We start from the raw sequence: 16,789 nt of genomic DNA, 5'->3' as shown, positions 1-16,789 counted from the left end.
TTGGCAGACTAACCGGATGCCTCATACCGAGCCGTCCAGCAACACGCCGACTCCCGGCGGCCTTCCGCACTCGGTCCTGCTCGCCGAGGACGACCGCGCCATCCGCAACGCCCTGGAGCGCGCCCTGACGCTGGAGGGATACCGCGTCACGGCCGTCGCCGACGGGGTGGGGGCGCTGGCGTCCGCGCACCGCGATCCACCGGACCTGCTCGTCCTGGACGTGATGATGCCCGGCATCGACGGCCTCCAGGTGTGCCGGGTGCTGCGCGCCGAGGGCAGCAGGACTCCTGTCCTGATGCTGACCGCGCGGGTGGAGACCGCCGACCGCGTCGCGGGCCTCGACGCGGGCGCCGATGACTACGTGGCCAAGCCGTTCGAGATCGAGGAGGTCTTCGCCCGGCTGCGGGCGCTGCTGCGTCGCGTGGACGGCGGCGCCCAGACGCCGGGCGGCGACGCGCGGGAGGTCCCGGTCGCGGCGGGCGACCTGCGCATCGACCCCAGGGCGCGGCGGGTGTGGCGGGGCCCGCGCGAAGTCGAGCTCACCCGCACCGAGTTCGACCTGCTGCTCCTCCTCGCGCGCAACGCGGGCATCGTCCTGGACCACGCGACGATCTACGACCGCATCTGGGGCTACGACTTCGGGCCGAGCTCGAAGAACCTCGCCGTTTACGTCGGCTACTTGCGCCGCAAGATCGAAGCGCCCGGCAGGCCCGCGCCGATCCACACGGTGCGGGGCGTCGGATACGTCCTCAGGCCGTCATGAGGGCGGTGTGGCGGGCGCGGGGCGCCGCCGCCCCCGAGGCGCCCCGGCGCCGGACCGGTCCTGGCGGCAGCCTCGGCACCACCTTCGCGGCCTCGTTCGCGGCGGTGGCGGTCGCGGTGACGCTGCTCGTCGGCTTCCTCAGCTACGACGCGGCGGCCCGCCTCATCCGCCACGACCAGCGGGCGGCCTTCGAGGAGATGGTGACGGACCTGCGCGACCAGGTGCGCAGACACCGCGTCGACCTGGGGTCCTCCCTCTCCGTCGACGTGCGGTTCACCCGCTCCGACGTCCAGGTCCTCGGCCGCGGCGGCAAGGTCACCGAGCGCGCCCGGCGCCCGCTGCCCGTCGGCGCGCGCGAGCGCGCGGTCGCCGCCCAGCAGCGGGACGGTGTGGTCGTACGCCGTGACGTCGACCTCGCCCGCGGCGACTACTGGCTGGTCACGGTCTCGCTCGGCGACGGCCAGGGCGCCGTGCAGGTGGCCCGGCAGGTCAGCGACACCGAGGACCTGCTGCACTCCCTCCAGCGCCGCACGCTGCTGCTCGCCACGCTCGTGGTCCTCGCGGCCGCGCTGTCCGGCTGGTGGCTGGCCCGCCGCATCACCCGGCGCCTGGTGCGGCTCGCCTGGGCCGCGGAGGACGTCGCCGAGACCGGCCGCCTCGACCGGAAGGTGCCGGTGGCCGGGCGGGACGAAGTGGGGCGGCTCGGCCGCTCCTTCGACCGCATGCTGGGGCGGCTCGCGCGGGCGGAGGACGACCAGCGACGGCTCGTCCAGGACGCGGGGCACGAGCTGCGCACGCCGCTCACGTCCTTGCGGACGAACATCGCGCTGCTGCGCCGCATCGACGAACTGCCCCCGGCCGTGCGCGGCGAACTGGTGGCGGACCTGGCCGACGAGTCCCGTGAACTGACCGACCTCGTCAACGAACTGGTCGCCCTCGCGGCCGGACAGCACGACGACGCGCCCCTGGCCGACGTCGTCCTCGCGGAGGTCGCGGAGGAGGCCGCGGCCCTCGCGCGGCGCCGCACAGGGCGGGCGGTCACGGTCAGCGCGAGTGGCACGGGGGAGGTCCGGGTCAGGGCCGCCGCCGTGCAGCGGGCCATCACCAACCTCCTGGAGAACGCGGCCAAGTTCGACCGCGACGGCTCCGCGCCCATCGAGCTCGCCGTGGGCGCCGCCCGCGTCGAGGTCCGCGACCGGGGCCCCGGCATCGCGCCCGGCGACCTGGACCGCGTCTTCGACCGCTTCTACCGCGCGCCGGACGCCCGCAGCCTGCCCGGCTCGGGCCTCGGCCTCGCCATCGTCCGCGAGGTGGCGGCCGCGCACGGGGGTACGGTCTTCGCCGCGCCGCGGCCCGGGGGCGGGGCGGTGGTGGGCTTCACCCTCGGCGGGCACCCGCGGCCGTGACGGCCGCGGGCGGCCCGGGCGTGAGCCGCGGGCCGCCAGGGCGTCGTCAGGCCGTGACCTCGCCGCCGAGCGCCGCCGCGAGCCGCAGGTGCGGGGCCGCCTCCGCGTCGCGGCCCTGGCGCTCCAGGGTGCGGCCGAGCATCAGCCGGGCGTACTCCTCCACCGGGTCGAGCTCAAGGACCGCGCGGAGCTCGTCCTCGGCGCGGCGCAGCTGGGCCGAGTGGTAGTAGGCGCGCGCGAGCAGCAGTCGCGGGGCGACCTGCTCGGGCACCTCGTCGGCCAGCGGGGCGAGGATGCGCGCCGCCGTCGTGTACTCCTTGGCGTCGAAGAACTGTCCCGCCCGCTCCCAGCGCTCGGCGGCGGTTCCGTGGTCGTAGTAGGTGATCTTCACTGCTGCCTCCTTCGACCCGCACAACGCCACTAGGTGATTGAATATTCCACCATCTCTGGGGGGTGCCGGGCGTCCCCGCCGCCGGGCCGGGCGGCGGCTACAGGCCGAGGATGCTGAGCGTCTCGGTCTCGCGGCCGGTGCCGTCGTCGGCCCGCGCCTCCGCGGTGCTGGTGTCCGCGTCCGTGTCGGCGCTCTCCAGCGTGACCAGGCTGATGACGACGCCGTTCTCCTCGAAGAGGATCTTCCGGTCGCTCAGCTCGGCCAGCTTCGCCCGTACCTGCTCGATCGGGAGCTCCAGGTCGGAGGCGAGCTTGGTGGGGCGGGCGGGGGACGTGAGGCGGCGCAGGAGCACTTCGGTCTCGGGATCGACCGGAATCCACCGGCGCGTGCCGAACCTCGTGTCGAGCACGGCGGGGTCCCCGGCGCCGTCGACCGTGAGCACCAGGCGGGGCGGGGTGTCCTTCTGCCACGCGGCGTGCCAGGCGTCGGTGAGCTCACTCAGCCGCGAGATCCACTCGATGGAATGCAGCTGGTACGGCGCCAGGTTCTCGTCGACGAAGAAGTAGGCGAGGTCGTGCAGCTGCTCGTCCGGCACCACGGGGTAGGCGAGGCGGTAGAACTCCAGCGGCCGCAGGTCGAGTTCGTACGCGTCGCGCTTGGTGAAGTACGGGCTGTAGCGGTCGAAGCGGACCAGGAACGTCCCGTCGGGCGGCGGCAGATGCACCAGGTTCGGCAGGTCCTTCGTGTACTTGCGGTAGACGTCCTCCTCTTCGCCGGGGAAGCCGATGAGCAGGTTCCACACCGGGGCGATGTCGTACCGCAGGCACTTCTGGAGGAACTGGAGGTTGAGGAACGACGTGGTGCCCTTGGCCATGAGTTTGAGGGTCGAGGTCGCGAGGGCCTCGATGCCGGGCTGCACCTCACGCACCCCGGCCCGCGCCATCGTGCGGAAGTCGCGGTCCGAGATCGGCACCTTGACCTCGTAGAAGAGCCGCGCGCCGGGCGGCGTCTTGAGGTGCGGGAAGACATCGCGCAGATAGTTGCGCGGCATGATGTTGTCGGTGCCGTGGAACGCGGTGCACCAGGGATGGTGCTCGAAGAGCCAGTGCAGCTGCTCAAGCGCCTTTTCGGGCGCCATGGCGCGATATCCCATGCCCAGGCCGTTGAGGCCGCAGAACGTGCAGTGTGAGCGCTCCCCCCACCAGCAGCCGCGTGATGTCTCGAAGTAGAGGGTGGGTTCGTCCGTGCCGCCGCTGGCGCGCAAGGCGTCCTGTGAATCCTTGAACTTGTCGATGAAGCTCTGGTACTCGGGCTGGACGTAGTCGTCGATGTCGCGGTCCCGGCCGATGGCGCGGCGGAATCGGTCCACGCTCACGTTGTGCCTGGTCATGACTCCCGGTATGGAATCGGCGCGTTCGGGCTCGTTGTCGAGCAGGCGCTGGACGAACTCGGGAAACGTGTGCAGGGCGGGTCCGGAGAAAATGAAGTCAAGGGCGGGAATCCGCTCGGCGAGTACCGCACCCATGGGGGCTTCGCAGTTGGCTCCGCCCATGATGGTGATGACCTTGGAATTCCGCTGCTTGATCAGTTGTGCCAGGGCGATGCTGGGGATGCTCTGGGAGAACATGGAGGTGAATCCGACGACATCGGCCGTCGCGAGTTCGTAGTCGTCGATGACGCCTTCGCAGAAGTCACGGAGGCGGTCGCGTATCTGGAGGAGATGGGACCGGAATTCGCCCGATCGTTCGTCGGCGAAGTAGCGTTGGAAGTAGTCGGAGGTGTTGTCTGAGGAGCTCGGGAAGGCCAGGTTGCGGAAGAGCCACTCGCCGATTCCAGTGGTCAGGTTCCCGTATTCGTTGGCGAGCCGGTTGTATTCACCGGCCCCGAACGCGAGCGCGAAGTCGAGGTTGACGTAGCAGATGTCGACCCGCACCGCGTCGCCGAACTCGCGCCTGGTGTGCGCGGCGAGCTGACTCAAGGCCACCGACGGGCGGTACCAGTCGGCGAAGGGCATGTTGACCAGGGCGATCCGCATAGTGCTCTCCTTCTCCGTGCTGGGTCGGAGCGTCCTGTGATCGCGTGACCGCTTGATCGGGACGAAGGCGCGGCGGACCGGCCAAGGACAGCGAAGGGCGACAGGGACTTCCAAGGAAAGGTGAAGTGACACGGCCGGATCAGGGGACAGCAGTTGGCTTCCTGAGGCTTGCAGATGCCCTACCCGGGTGCAAGGAGTGGGCCTGGGATGTGCGGGGAATGCCTGGCCGACGCGTTCTCGCGGGAGGGCCGCGCCCGGCGGTGCGGGGTCGTCCGGTCTTTTGGCGCGGAGGAAAGGGCGCGGCCGCCGCTCGGGGCGCGGGTCAGTGTTCGCGGGGTGCGATCACGGTACCCGTCCGCTCGTCCCGGACGAGGATCGCCTCCACCGGGCAGCTCTCGCTCGCTTCGAGCACGAGATCGTTCTCTTCGACACGGGGGCGGGTCGGCCGCGAGCGGTTGTCGACCAGCTGGAAATAGGCGGGAGCGATGCCCTCGCACATGCCGGATCCCATGCACAGGGACGCGTCGACTTTCACGCGCCACGGTTCCTTGCTCGCCGCTTCCATGGGTGCCCTCCTCCGGTTCGTGACACCTGGTGCCGAAGGTGCCGTGGGAGCTGTCTCACCGGCACGGCGGCCTTAGCCGAACATCGGCCGCATTGCGTGAATGCCAGCATGACGGGCCATCAAGCATAGAGATGTCCTGGTGCCAGGACATTCATCGGAACGTGGTGGGGAGTTCGGGCCTGGTGCGGCGCTTGACCTCATAGTGCGGAGGCTGGACAGTGGGGATGCCTGAGGGCCGGGCGGCCGGATGAACGGCGCTCGCCCCTATCGACTCCGGAAGGCTTCGGCTGCCGGAGATTTTCTTTGCGGATGACCCCGGACAGGGGAGCCCCTTTGGTTCGGTTTTGGTTCGGTGAGACCGCTGGTTCGATGAGACCGCGGGCGGCCGTGCCTCGATATGACTCGTTCTCTGGCGCATTTCCTGTGGTGGGGTGATTGACGTGCGAGAACCGGTGGACCCGGACCGGCCGCCGAGCAGGGCCGTCGAGTCGACCGCACCCGCCCTGGACGCGACGGCTGTGGAACTCGTCGACCGCTGGGCCGTGGAGACCCCCGACGCCGTGGCTGTGGCCTGCGGCGACGTTCACCTGACCTACCGGGACCTCGTCGACCGGTCGGCCCGGCTCGCGCGGGCCCTGGCGGGGCGCGGCGTGGGACCGGAGTCGGTCGTCGCCGTGGTGCTGCCCGCGTCGGCCGACCTGATGGTGGTCCTCCTGGGCGTGCTGAGGGCCGGTGCCGCGTATCTGCCGATCGATCCGGACTACCCCGCCGAACGGATCGCGTTCATGCTCGGCGACGCGCGGCCGGTCCTGGTGCTGACCACGGAGCGGACCTCGGCCCACCTGCCGCGTACCTGCCCCCATGTGACGCCGGACGACCTGGAGTCCGGGCCGGGCCTGGAGTCCGGGCCGGGCCTGGAGTCCGGTCCTGACCCGGCGGCCGGTCCTGACCCGGCGGACGCGTCCGAGGAAGCGTCGTACGAGGCGGTGGCGCCCCGTCCCGATCACCTCGTGTACGTCATCTACACGTCCGGATCGAGCGGCGTGCCCAAGGGAGTCGCCGTCAGCCACCGGGCCCTGGTGGCCTTCGCGACCGACCGGCTCTGGCACACCGGCACCCAAGAACGCGTCCTCCTGCACTTGCCCCTGGCATTTGACGCATCGGTGTATCCCCTGTGGGTGCCGCTGATCAACGGTGGCCGACTCGTCGTGAGCACCGCACCGGAGCTGACGCCCGCCACGCTGGCGGCGCTGGTGGCCGACCACGGGGTCACGGCGGTCATGGTCATCAGCTCGGTGTTCAACCTGCTGGTCGAGGAGGACGCGCGCTGCCTCGCGGACCTCCGTGAGGTGGTCATCGGCGGGGAACGCGTCTCGCCGCCGTTCGTCCGGCGCGCCCGGGCCGCCTGCCCCGGCACGGTCTTCACGAACATGTACGGGCCGACCGAGACGACGGTGTTCGCCACCGCCCACGTCCTGGAACCCGAGGCCGAGGCCGACGTAGAGATCGCCGGAGAGGTCCCGGTCGGGCGCCCCTTCGACGGCATGCGCGCCCTCGTGCTCGACGAGCGGCTGCGTCCGGCGCCGCCCGGGACGCCGGGCGAGATCTATCTGGCGGGCCCCCAACTGGCGCGCGGCTACCTGAACAGGACCGGGCTCACCGCCGAGCGGTTCGTCGCCTGTCCGCTCGGGCCCGCCGGGGCACGGATGTACCGCACGGGCGACGTGGGCCTCAGCACGCCGGACGGAACCCTTGTCTGCCAGGGGCGGGCCGACGACCAGGTGAAGGTACGGGGATTCCGCATCGAGCTCGGCGAGATCGAGACGGCCCTCCTCGCCCATCCGGCGGTGGCGCACGCGGCGGCGGCCGTCCACGCCGACACCGGCCTGGGCAAGCACCTGGTGGGCTATGTGGTGCCCGCCGCCACCCCGCCTGCCGACGACCCACCCGCCGACAACCCGCCCGTGGCGGGCGGCGTCGAGCCGGATCGCCTCAGGGAGTTCCTCGCCCGGCGGCTGCCGGGATACATGCTGCCCTCGGTGTTCGTGACCCTGGACCGGCTGCCCCTCACCCCGAACGGAAAGCTGGACCGGGCCGCCCTGCCGCCGCCTGCGTTCGACACGGGCTCCAGCCGCGCTCCCGGCACCGCGCGCGAACAGGTCCTCGCGGAGGTGTTCGCGGAGGTGCTCGGCCTCGACCAGGTGGGGGCCGACGACGACTTCGTCACCCTGGGCGGCGACAGCATCCAGTCGATCCAGGTCGCGGCCCGGGCCCGCGCCCGGGGCCTCACCCTCGACGTACGGGAGATCCTCCGGCGCCGGACGATCACCACCCTGGCCGCGGCGGCGTCCCCCGACGGGCCGGGCGGCGCCGAGCGCCTTGAGGAGCTCGAAGGCGGCGGAGCGGGATGGCTGCCGCTCCTGCCCGCGGCACGGTGGATCAAGGACAGGGGAGCCGGTTTCGAGCGCCTCGCGCAGGCCGTCGTCCTGGAACTGCCCCCGGGCATCGACCGGGACGGCCTGGTGGCGACGGTCTCCGCCGTCGTCGACCGGCACGACATGCTGCGCGCCCGCCTCGTAGGTGACGGAGTGGTCGTCGAGCCGCCGGGGCGGGTCGACGTCGGCCCCCTGGTCCGGCGGGTCGCCTGCGACGGGCGGTGGGACGAGGAGGCATGGCACCCGCTGCTCACGGCCGAGATCGAGGCCGCCGCGCGCGGCCTTGACCCCACGGACCCCGCGCGGGGCCTGATCGGCGCGTGCGTGTGGTTCGACCCCCCGTCAGGGCCCGGCCGGTTCCTCATGGTCGTGCACCACCTGGCCGCCGACGGGGTGACCTGGCGGATCCTGATGCCGGACCTCGCCGCGGCCTGGCGGCGGATACGGGCGGGGGAGCGGCCCGCCCTGCCGCCGGTGGCCACCTCCGCGCGACGCTGGGCGCACGCGATGGCGGCCGCCGCGTACGCCGAGGAGCGCGTCGCCGAACTGCCCTACTGGCGCTCCGTCCTGGACGGTCCTGACCCGGAGCTCGGGGCGCGGCGCCTCGATCTGGCCGTCGACATCATGGCCACCGTGCGGCAGGCGCGGGTCTCGCTGCCGCCCCTCGTCACGCGGACCCTGCTGACCGCGGTCCCCTCGGCGTTCCACGGCGGCGTCCACGACGGCCTGCTCACCGGGCTCGCCCTGGCCGTCGCGCGCTGGCGCCAGGGACGCGGCACGGACGAGCGGTCCCTGCTGCTCCGCCTCGAAGGCCACGGACGGGAGGAGGAGGCCGCGCCGGGCGCGGACCTGTCCCGCACCGCGGGCTGGCTCTCCAGCGTCTTCCCCGTCCGCCTCGACCTGGCCGGGGTCGACCTGGCGGAGGCCTTCGCCGGGGGACCGGCCGCCGGAGCGGCCCTGAAGCTGGTCAAGGAGCGGACACGGGCCGTCCCCGGCAAGGGCCTCGGCTACGGGCTGCTGCGGTATCTCAACACCCGGACCGCCCCGGCGCTCGCGCCGTACCCGCTCGGCCAGGTCGGGTTCAACTACCTGGGCCGCTTCTCCGCCGCCGACATGCCCGAGGAGCTGCGCGGCCTCGGCTGGACGCGCACCGGTGACCGCGCCGAGCTGGAGGCCCTCGCGGCCCTCGACGCCGGTCGCGACCCCCGGCTGCCCGCCCCCTGCGAGCTCGCCGTCAACGCCACCGTGACCGACGGCGCCGAAGGGCCGCGCCTGACGGCCGTGTTCGCCGCGCCCGAGGGCGTGCTCTCCCGCGCCGAGGTGCGCGAGCTCGCCGACCTGTGGTGCGCCGCCCTGGAGGGCCTGGCCCGGCACGCGCGCACCCCGGGCGCCGGGGGCCTTACCCCCTCGGACGTGCCGCTGGTCACCGTGGCGCAGGGCGAACTCGACGCGTGGCGCAAGGAGCACCCGGGGCTCGTGGACGTGTGGCCGCTGACCTCCCTGCAGGCCGGGATGGTGCACCACACGACGCTCGCGGACGCGGACCCCGAGACCTACCACGTACAGCTCGTGCTCGAGGTGCGCGGCGCGGTCGACGCCCCGCGGCTGCGCGCGGCGGCCAGCGCCCTGGTCGACCGGCACGCGGCCCTGCGGACGGCGTTCGTGACCACGGACGCGGGCCACTGGGTCCAGCTGGTCGTCGCGCACGCCACGGCGCCGTGGCGCGAGGTCACGCTGCCCGACGACGACGCCTTCGAGGCCTTCCTGGCCGCAGAGCGCGGCGAACCCTTCGACGTGGCGAGGCCCCCGCTGCTGCGCTGGACCCTCGCCCGCGTCGGCCGCGGCCGTACCGCGCTGGCCCTCACCGCCCACCACGCCCTGTTCGACGGCTGGTCGGAACCGGTCCTGGCGCGGGACCTCCTCCAGCTGTACGGCGGGGACGGCGCCGCCGCGGACCACCGCTCCTTCAAGGACTTCCTGGCCTGGCTCGCGGGGCGGGACCAGGAGCGGTCGACGCGGGCGCACGCGGAGGCGCTCGCCGGGCTCGGCGCACCCACGCTGGTGGGCGCCCCTTCCGGGCCCACCGACCCGGTCGGCCTGGGCGAACTCGCCGTCCCCCTGGGCGACCGCGACGCGGACGCGCTCACCCGTCGCGCCGCCGCACTCGGCTGCACCCTCAACCACGTGGTGCAGGCGGCGTGGGGCATCCTGCTCGGCCGGCTCACCGGTAGCACCGACGTGGTCTTCGGCGGCGCGGTCGCCGCGCGGCCACCGGCGGTGGACGGCGTCGAGTCGCTGGTGGGCTCGTTCCTCAACACCGTTCCGGTACGGGTGGGGTGCGGCCCGTGGCGGACGCTCGCCGAGGTCGCGCAGGGGGTGCGCGCCGCCCAGGAACGCCTCATCGACCACCACCACTGCGCCCTCCTCGACATCCACGAGGCGATGGGCTTCGACGTCCTCTTCGACACCCTGGTCGCCTTCCAGTCCCACCCGTCCCGGCACGCGGAGATCACCGCCGCGGGCGCGGCGGCGGGCCTCGACGTCACGGCGTGCCGGTCCTTCGGCGCGTCGCACTACCCGCTGGTCGTGTACGCCGACCAGGACGACCGGCTGCGGCTACGTCTCCAGTACCGGCGCGGCGCCTTCGACTGGGCCGCGGCCACGCGCGTCGCGGACGGATTCGGGCGCGTGCTGCGCGCGTTCGCCGACGACCCCAGCGGCCGGGTCGCCGCCGTGGCCGTGACGGAGCTCGGCACGGCACATCTGGACGTGGCGGGCCCGGGCACCACGGGCCCGGACGCGGCGGACCCGGGCACCGCAGGCCCGGAGGACGCGGCGGACCCGGCGCGGCGGGCCGCCCGCCCGCACCCGGCCCCGGCGGCGGACCGCTGCGCACGGCGCGCGTCCCTGACCCCCGACGCGGTGGCCTTGGCCGCCGACGGGGCCGCGCCGACCTGGCGCGAACTGAACGACAGGGCGGACCGTCTCGCGCGGCGGCTGCGCCGCCACGGCCTGGGCCCCGAAGCCGTGGTGGCCGCCTGCTGCTCCGGCGCGGCCGACCGGGCCGTGGCCCTGCTCGCCGTGGTGAAGACCGGCGCGTGCCTGCTGCCGGTCGACCCCGGCGACCCACAGGCGTGGACCGCCGCCGTCATCGCCGACGCCCGCCCGCGCGCGCTCGTCGCGGACCCGGCGGCCGCCGCCCTGAGCTGGCCCGGCCTGACGCCGATCCCGCTCGACGCCCCCGACGACGACGGGGCACTGGTGAATTCAGACGCGGACGCCGCCCCTTCGCCGCCCGACGAGGCCCCGTCCGGCCCGGTCCGGCCGGAGCACCTCGCCTACCTCCGCTACGGTCCGGACGCGGCGGCGCAGCCGTACGCCGTGGCCCTCACCCGCGCCGCCCTGGCCGACGGCGCGCCCGCGGCCGGACCCGGGGCCGGTGCCTGGGAACCGCTGCTCGGCCTGTGCGCCGGCCGCAGCGTCGACGTGCGGCACGACGCGCCGCCGGAACCGCCGCCCGCGGCGCACGTGCGGGTCCGCCTGCTCGGTCCCACGCTCGCCCCGGCCGGTCCTGGCGCCGTGGGGGAGCTGTACCTCGCCGGGGAGTTCGCCCGCGGGCTGCACCGGCGCCCCGGGCCCACCGCCGAGCGCTTCGTCGCCGACCCCTACGGCCCGCCCGGCGCCCGCATGGTCCGCACCGGAGTCCGCGCCCGGCACGGCGCCGACCACCGCGTGGAACCCCTCGGCGACCACCGTCCGCGGACCGAGGCCACGGCGGTGGAGACCGTGCTCCTTTCCCACCCCCAGGTGGCCGAGGCGCTCGTCGTCACCGACGCGGGCGTGACCACCGGGACCACCAGGACCGCCGGGATCGCCGGGACCGCCGGGTTCACCGGGTTTACCGGGTTTACCGAATCCACCGGATACATCGGCTACGTCGTCACGGCCGAAGGCCCCCCGGTGTCCTCGCACGAGCTCCTGGACCTCGTCATCCAGCGGCTGCCCGCCCGGGTGGTGCCCACCGCCGTGACCCGGGTCGACCGGCTGCCGTCCGGCGCGGCCGGTGCCGTCCGCCGCCCGCGGCGGGCCGCCGCCCTGGGCCGCCGCGGGCCACGCGACGAGCGGGAGACCACGCTGGTCAGGCTGTTCAACGAGACGCTCGGGCGCGACGGGCTCGGCATCGACGACGACTTCTTCGCCAGCGGCGGCAACTCCCTGCGGGCGACCCGGCTGATCAACCGCATGCGCACCGAACTGGGGGCACAGGTGTCGATCCGCACCGTCTTCGCGTACCCGACCGTCGCCGAGCTGGCCGAACGGTGGCCGACCGTCGCCACGGCCCGCCGCCCCGGGCTGCGCCGGGTCACCGAGATCCCCGAGGAGTAGCCGCGCATGAGCGTCGACATCGAGGAACTGGTCCCGGAGAGCCCCTACGTCTGGCGGGCGCGCCGCCCCGGGCACCGGCGGCGGCTGATCTGCTTCCCGCACGCGGGCGCGGGCGCCGCCGCCTACACGGACTGGGTCGAGCACCTGCCCGCCGACACCGAACTGGTCGCGGTGCAGCTGCCCGGCCGTCAGAACCGGATCGCCGAGGAGCCCTTCACCGAGGTCGGCCCCCTGGTCAGGGTCCTGGTGCACGCCTTGCGCCCCGTCCTGGACGGCCCTGTCTCTTTCTTCGGCCACTCCTGCGGGGCCGCGCTGGCCTACGAACTCGCCCAGGCGCTGCGCTCGCGGGGCCACCGGGGCCCCGAACGGCTCTTCCTCTCCGCGCAACCGGCCCCGGGGCAGCCGGGCGCCCGGCACCTCCACGCGCTGCCGGACGACGAGTTCCGCGCCGAGATCATCCGGCTCGGCGGAGTCGAGGCCGAGATCCTCGCCGACGAGGACGTGATGGGCTCCCTCCTGGCCGTCCTGCGGGCGGACTTCGCGCTGTGGGAGCGGCACCGCCTGACCGTGGGGCCGCCGCTGGAGTGCCCCCTCACGGTGCTCTCGGGCACGGCCGACCCCAGGTCTCCGGTGGAGTCCCTGAGCGCGTGGTCGGCGTGCACCACCAAGGACCTCACCACCCGGCTGTACGAGGGCGGCCACTTCTACTTCCTGGAGGAGCTCGCCGACGTCGTCGCGTTCATCGACGAGCGGACACCGACCCCGGCGACGGAAGGGGAAACGAGATGACACACGTCGACGTGCCCGACCAGCCCGACCAGCCCGACCAGCCCGACCGGCCCCATCAGCCCGGCCAGCCCGGCCAGCTCGACCAACCTGGCCAGTTCGGGCGGTTCGACGGGGAGACCCTCGACCGCGTCGCCGCCGCGGCCCTGCGGGTGCCCGGCGTCGCCGACGCGGCCGCGGTCGTCCGCAGGACCCTCGGCCCCGCCGGGCGCCCCGAGACCGCGGCTCCCGGCCCGCCGCCGCCCACGGGCGCCGCGGACCGCCCGCTCGCCGACCTCGACGGCGGCCCCCTGACCGTGCCCGACGGCGCGCCCGCCACGCTGCAAGAAGCCCTGCGGGCGGCGGCAGCGGCCGCCCCCGACCGCGGCACGGTCTACCTCAGGCGCGACCACGACGACGACGTGCAGACGTATCCGGAGCTGCTCGCCGAGGCCGAGCGGGCGCTCGCCGGGCTGCGCGCGGCGGGACTGCGCCCCGGCGACTCCGCCCTGTTCGTGTTCGCCGACAACCGCGCCTACCTCACGGCCTTCTGGGCGTGTGTGCTCGGCGGGTTCGTCCCTGCCCCCGTCGCCGTCGCCCCGACGTACCAGACCCCCAACGAACCCAACCGCAAGCTGCGCAACGCCTGGGAACTCCTCGGGCGGCCGGTGCTCATCACCGACACGGCCACCGTCGGCGCCCTGGCCGGGGTGCGCGCGCTGTGGGGCGAGCCCGACGTCCGCGTCCTCACCACCCAGGACCTCGTCCAGGCGCCGCCGGACCACGACTGGTTCCCCGCGACGCCCGGCGACCCCGTCCTCGACCTGCTCACCTCCGGCAGCACCGGCGTGCCCAAGTGCGTACGGCACACGCACGCGGGAGTGGCGGCCCGTACGTACGCGGTCGCCGCGCACTGCGGACTGACCGAGCACGACGTCAGCCTCATCTGGATGCCGCTGGACCATGTGACGGTCGCGTTCTACAACGTGCGCGACGTTTTCGTCAGGTGCTGGCACGTCAACGCCAGGACCGACCACTTCCTCGTCGACCCCCTGCTCTGGCTCGACTGGATGGACCGCTACCGGGTCACCAACACCTGGGCGCCCAACTTCGCCTTCTCCATGGTCAACGAGCGGGGCGCGGAGATCGGCCGCCGGTCCTGGGACCTCTCCAGCGTGCGGGAGCTGGTCAACGGGGGCGAGCCCGTCGTCGCCGCCACCAGCCACCGGTTCCTCGACCTGCTGGCGCCGCACGGGCTGCGCGCCGACGCGATGGTGCCGGCCTGGGGCATGTCGGAGACGTGCGCGGGGGTCACCTACACCCGGCAGAGCCGCACCGAGCCCACGGCGGGCACCGTCGCCGTGGACCCCACGTCGCTCGGCGGCGCCGTCCGCCGACTGCCGCCCGACGACGAGCGCGCGGCCGTGCTCTCCACCGTGGGACGGCCCGTCCCCGGAGTCCGGCTGCGCGTCGTGGGCGAGGACGGGGCCGTCCTGCCCGAGGACCAGGTCGGCGAACTGCGCATCCAGGGCGTCACGATGATGCGTGGCTACTTCCGCAACGACGAGGCCAACCGCGCCGCGTACGACGCACACGGCTGGTTCCGCACCGGCGACCTCGCCTTCGTCAGCGACGGCGAGGTCGTCATCGCCGGGCGCGCCAAGGACCAGATCATCGTGCGCGGCATCAACTACCTGGCGCACGAACTGGAGAACGTCGTCGAGGGGGTCGACGGCGTCCGGCCCACCTTCGTGGCCGCCGCGGGGGTGCGCGAACCCACCGCCACGTCCGACCGCCTCGCCGTCTTCTTCGTGCCCGAGGACGTGCCCGCGTACCAGGAGGACAAGGCGCTCACCCGGATCGCCGAGGACATCCGCGTCGCCCTGGGACGCGAGGCCGGGCTCGCCCCCGATCTCCTCGTGCCCCTGACGGAGGCCGAGTTCCCCAAGACCAGCAGCGGAAAGATCCAGCGGTCCCCGCTGGCCGAGCGGCTGCGCGCCGGAGCCTTCGACGACCGTCTCCTCACCACCGCCGCGGAGCCGGAGCGGCTCGGCGTCGCCCGGCGCCAGTGGACGCGCCTGCCCCGGACCGCCCCCCAGGGCGACGGCGGCGGTGTGCGGCTGCTGCTCGCCGACAAGGAGGTGCTCAGGCGGCTGCGCCCGCAGGGCCCGCTGGTCGTCGCCGCCCGGGGCGAGGGGCTCGTCGAGGAGGCGCCGGACCGGTACCGCGTGCGGCCGGACGACCGGGCGCGGGTACGGGAGCTGCTGCGGGCCGTCACGGCACGGCACGGCGCCGTCTCGACTATCGTGTTCGCCCTTCCGCTGTCGTGCGACGGCGATCCCCTGACGAAGCTGACCGCGACGACGGCCGAACTGACCGCGCTGCTCGGCGCGCTCGCCGAGGAGGAGTCCGCCGAGGGGGAGTCCGCCGAGGGGGAGTGCGGCAGCCCGCTCGTCCTCGTCCTCACCGCGGGAGCGGTGCGCGTCCAGGACGGCGACCGCGTCGACCTCGGCACGTGCGCGGTGCCCGGCCTGGTCAGGACCGCGGTCGCCGAGCACCCAGGGCTGCGGATCCGCCAGCTCGACCTGCCCGCCGACCACCGGCGGTGGGAGCAGGCGCTGCGCACGGAACTGACCGACCGCGACCGCACCGGCGTCGTCGCCGCACGGGAGGCGCACCGCTGGCGGCCGGTCCTGGTGCCCGTCCCCGAGGACGGCGGCGCGGACAGCGCCGCGCCGCCGGTGATCACGGGCGGCCGGTATCTGATCACCGGTGGCCTCGGCGGGATCGCCCTGGACATCGCGGGCCACCTGCTGGCCGCCTACGGCGTCAAGCTGCTGCTCGTGGGGCGCTCACCCGTGGCGGGGGAGCGGGCCGCCCGCCTCGCCGAACTGGCCGGGCTCGGCGACGTCCGCCACCACCAGGCCGACGTCGCCGACGCCTTCGCCCTGGAGCGCGCGCTCGCCGCGGCCGAGGACGCCTGGGGCGGCCCCGTGGACGGCGTGCTGCACCTGGCCGCCGCCGACCCGACCGGGCAGTGGGAGGACCTCGAACGGCACACCCTCGCCCGGGAGTCCGCGGCGACCTTCGCCGAGCAGTACCACGCCAAGGTGGCGGGGACGCTCGCCGTGGCGCGGGTGCTCAAGGGCCGCCCTGACGCCACGCTCGTCCTCTTCGGCTCCGTCAACGGCGAGTTCGGCGGGCACTCCTTCGGCGCCTACGCCGCGGCCAACGCCTTCCTCGTCGGGTTCGCCGACCACTGGCGCCACGAACGCCATCGCTCCGTACGGTGCCTGGCCTGGAGCATGTGGAGCGGCGTCGGCATGAACAAGGACCGGCCGAGCGAGCCCGCGCGACGCCGCGGATTCCTGGCCGTCGCACCCGACGACGGGCTGAGGCTGCTCCTGGACGCCCTGACCTCACCCCACCCCTATCTGCTCCTCGGCCTCGACCTCGCCCATCCCCAGATCGTCGAGGAACTGGCCCCGCAGGAGCTGCGCGTCAGCGAACTCGTGGTCGCCTACACCACGCGCTCCCCGGCGGCGGCAGCCCACGCCGACGCCGTGCGCGCCGCCGTGGAGCCCCACGCCCGCGCCTGCCCCGTACCGGTGCGCCTCGTGGAGCTGCCGCACCTGCCCCGGCACGCCGACGGCGGCGTCGACGTGCCCCGGCTGCTGCTGGACGCCGCCCCGCGCCGGGCCGCCCGCGCCTTCACACCGCCCGTCACCGCGCTCGAACGGAGCCTGGCGCGCGTCTGGTCCGACGCCCTCGACCGGCCGCGGGTGGGCCGGGACGACTCGTTCTTCGAACTCGGCGGCGACTCCCTGCGCGTCACCCGGCTGCTCGGCCTCGTCGACGACCGGATCGCGGTCCGCATGACCACCCAGGAGTTCTACGAGGCCCCGACGGTCGCGGGCATGGCCGCGGCCATCGAACGACGCCGCACACCCCGGTGACGGTGTGCGGCGGAAGTGCCCCTTCCCGTACCGCACGCGCTGTCCATCGGCTCTGGCTCGCGTGGCATGAATGACCGAGGAGCGGAC

8 protein-coding genes are annotated in these 16,789 nt (G+C 74.1%); 5 read left to right on the top strand and 3 right to left on the bottom strand.

All coding sequences use genetic code 11. The features are described 5' to 3' along the window. Positions 1-16 precede the first annotated feature (16 nt). Together AC07A4_RS22435 and AC07A4_RS22430 are read left to right on the top strand one after the other, a co-directional pair. Positions 17-763: a response regulator transcription factor gene (locus AC07A4_RS22435; protein WP_478601386.1), complete on the top strand. Its 747-nt coding sequence runs from the start codon at positions 17-19 to the stop codon at positions 761-763. Further along, entirely contained in the window at positions 760-2,169 is a 1,410-nt protein-coding gene (locus AC07A4_RS22430; RefSeq protein WP_478601384.1) for a sensor histidine kinase, read from the top strand. Before AC07A4_RS22435 ends, AC07A4_RS22430 begins: the two co-directional genes overlap by 4 nt. 46 nt (positions 2,170-2,215) lie before the next feature. Here the strand turns inward: AC07A4_RS22430 and AC07A4_RS22425 are convergent, their stop codons facing one another. The 3 genes from AC07A4_RS22425 to AC07A4_RS22415 all read right to left on the bottom strand — a co-directional run bounded on the left by AC07A4_RS22425 (position 2,216) and on the right by AC07A4_RS22415 (position 5,160). After that, the gene (locus AC07A4_RS22425; RefSeq protein WP_478601382.1) at positions 2,216-2,560 is read right to left on the bottom strand and encodes a tetratricopeptide repeat protein; all 345 of its coding nucleotides are present in this window, start codon (positions 2,558-2,560) and stop codon (positions 2,216-2,218) included. A 97-nt stretch (positions 2,561-2,657) separates the two neighbouring features. After that, a complete protein-coding gene (locus AC07A4_RS22420; RefSeq protein ID WP_478601380.1) occupies positions 2,658-4,595 on the bottom strand; it encodes a RiPP maturation radical SAM C-methyltransferase in 1,938 nt (645 codons plus the stop codon). Positions 4,596-4,917: 322 nt separating this feature from the next. Continuing rightward, on the bottom strand, positions 4,918-5,160 hold the full coding sequence (locus AC07A4_RS22415; RefSeq protein ID WP_478601378.1) for a ferredoxin: 243 nt from the start codon (positions 5,158-5,160) through the stop codon (positions 4,918-4,920). A gap of 440 nt (positions 5,161-5,600) precedes the next feature. Here AC07A4_RS22415 and AC07A4_RS22410 point away from each other — a divergent pair, with 440 nt between their 5' ends. Genes AC07A4_RS22410 through AC07A4_RS22400 form a run of 3 tightly spaced genes read left to right on the top strand, consistent with a single transcriptional unit; the run spans position 5,601 to position 16,702 of the window. Then, complete coding sequence (locus tag AC07A4_RS22410; RefSeq protein ID WP_478601376.1) at positions 5,601-11,981, top strand: amino acid adenylation domain-containing protein; 6,381 nt, start codon at positions 5,601-5,603, stop codon at positions 11,979-11,981. Positions 11,982-11,987: 6 nt separating this feature from the next. Beyond that, positions 11,988-12,770, top strand: coding sequence for a thioesterase II family protein (locus tag AC07A4_RS22405; RefSeq protein ID WP_478601374.1), 783 nt, complete (start codon positions 11,988-11,990; stop codon positions 12,768-12,770). Continuing rightward, positions 12,767-16,702 carry an SDR family NAD(P)-dependent oxidoreductase gene (locus tag AC07A4_RS22400; RefSeq protein WP_478601372.1) on the top strand — a complete coding sequence of 1,312 codons (3,936 nt, stop codon included), beginning with the start codon at positions 12,767-12,769 and terminating at the stop codon, positions 16,700-16,702. Before AC07A4_RS22405 ends, AC07A4_RS22400 begins: the two co-directional genes overlap by 4 nt. Positions 16,703-16,789: the final 87 nt, after the last annotated feature.

It is taken from the genome of Streptomyces sp. NPDC043996, assembly GCF_056435225.1.
This window is presented reverse-complemented; position numbering and strand designations above follow the sequence as displayed.

Coding starts and splice junctions, on each gene's coding strand:
- AC07A4_RS22420 (WP_478601380.1), bottom strand. CDS start 4,595: ATGCGGATCGCCCTGGTCAACATGCCCTTCGCCGACTGGTACCGCCCG.
- AC07A4_RS22430 (WP_478601384.1), top strand. CDS start 760: ATGAGGGCGGTGTGGCGGGCGCGGGGCGCCGCCGCCCCCGAGGCGCCC.
- AC07A4_RS22405 (WP_478601374.1), top strand. CDS start 11,988: ATGAGCGTCGACATCGAGGAACTGGTCCCGGAGAGCCCCTACGTCTGG.
- AC07A4_RS22435 (WP_478601386.1), top strand. CDS start 17: ATGCCTCATACCGAGCCGTCCAGCAACACGCCGACTCCCGGCGGCCTT.
- AC07A4_RS22415 (WP_478601378.1), bottom strand. CDS start 5,160: ATGGAAGCGGCGAGCAAGGAACCGTGGCGCGTGAAAGTCGACGCGTCC.
- AC07A4_RS22400 (WP_478601372.1), top strand. CDS start 12,767: ATGACACACGTCGACGTGCCCGACCAGCCCGACCAGCCCGACCAGCCC.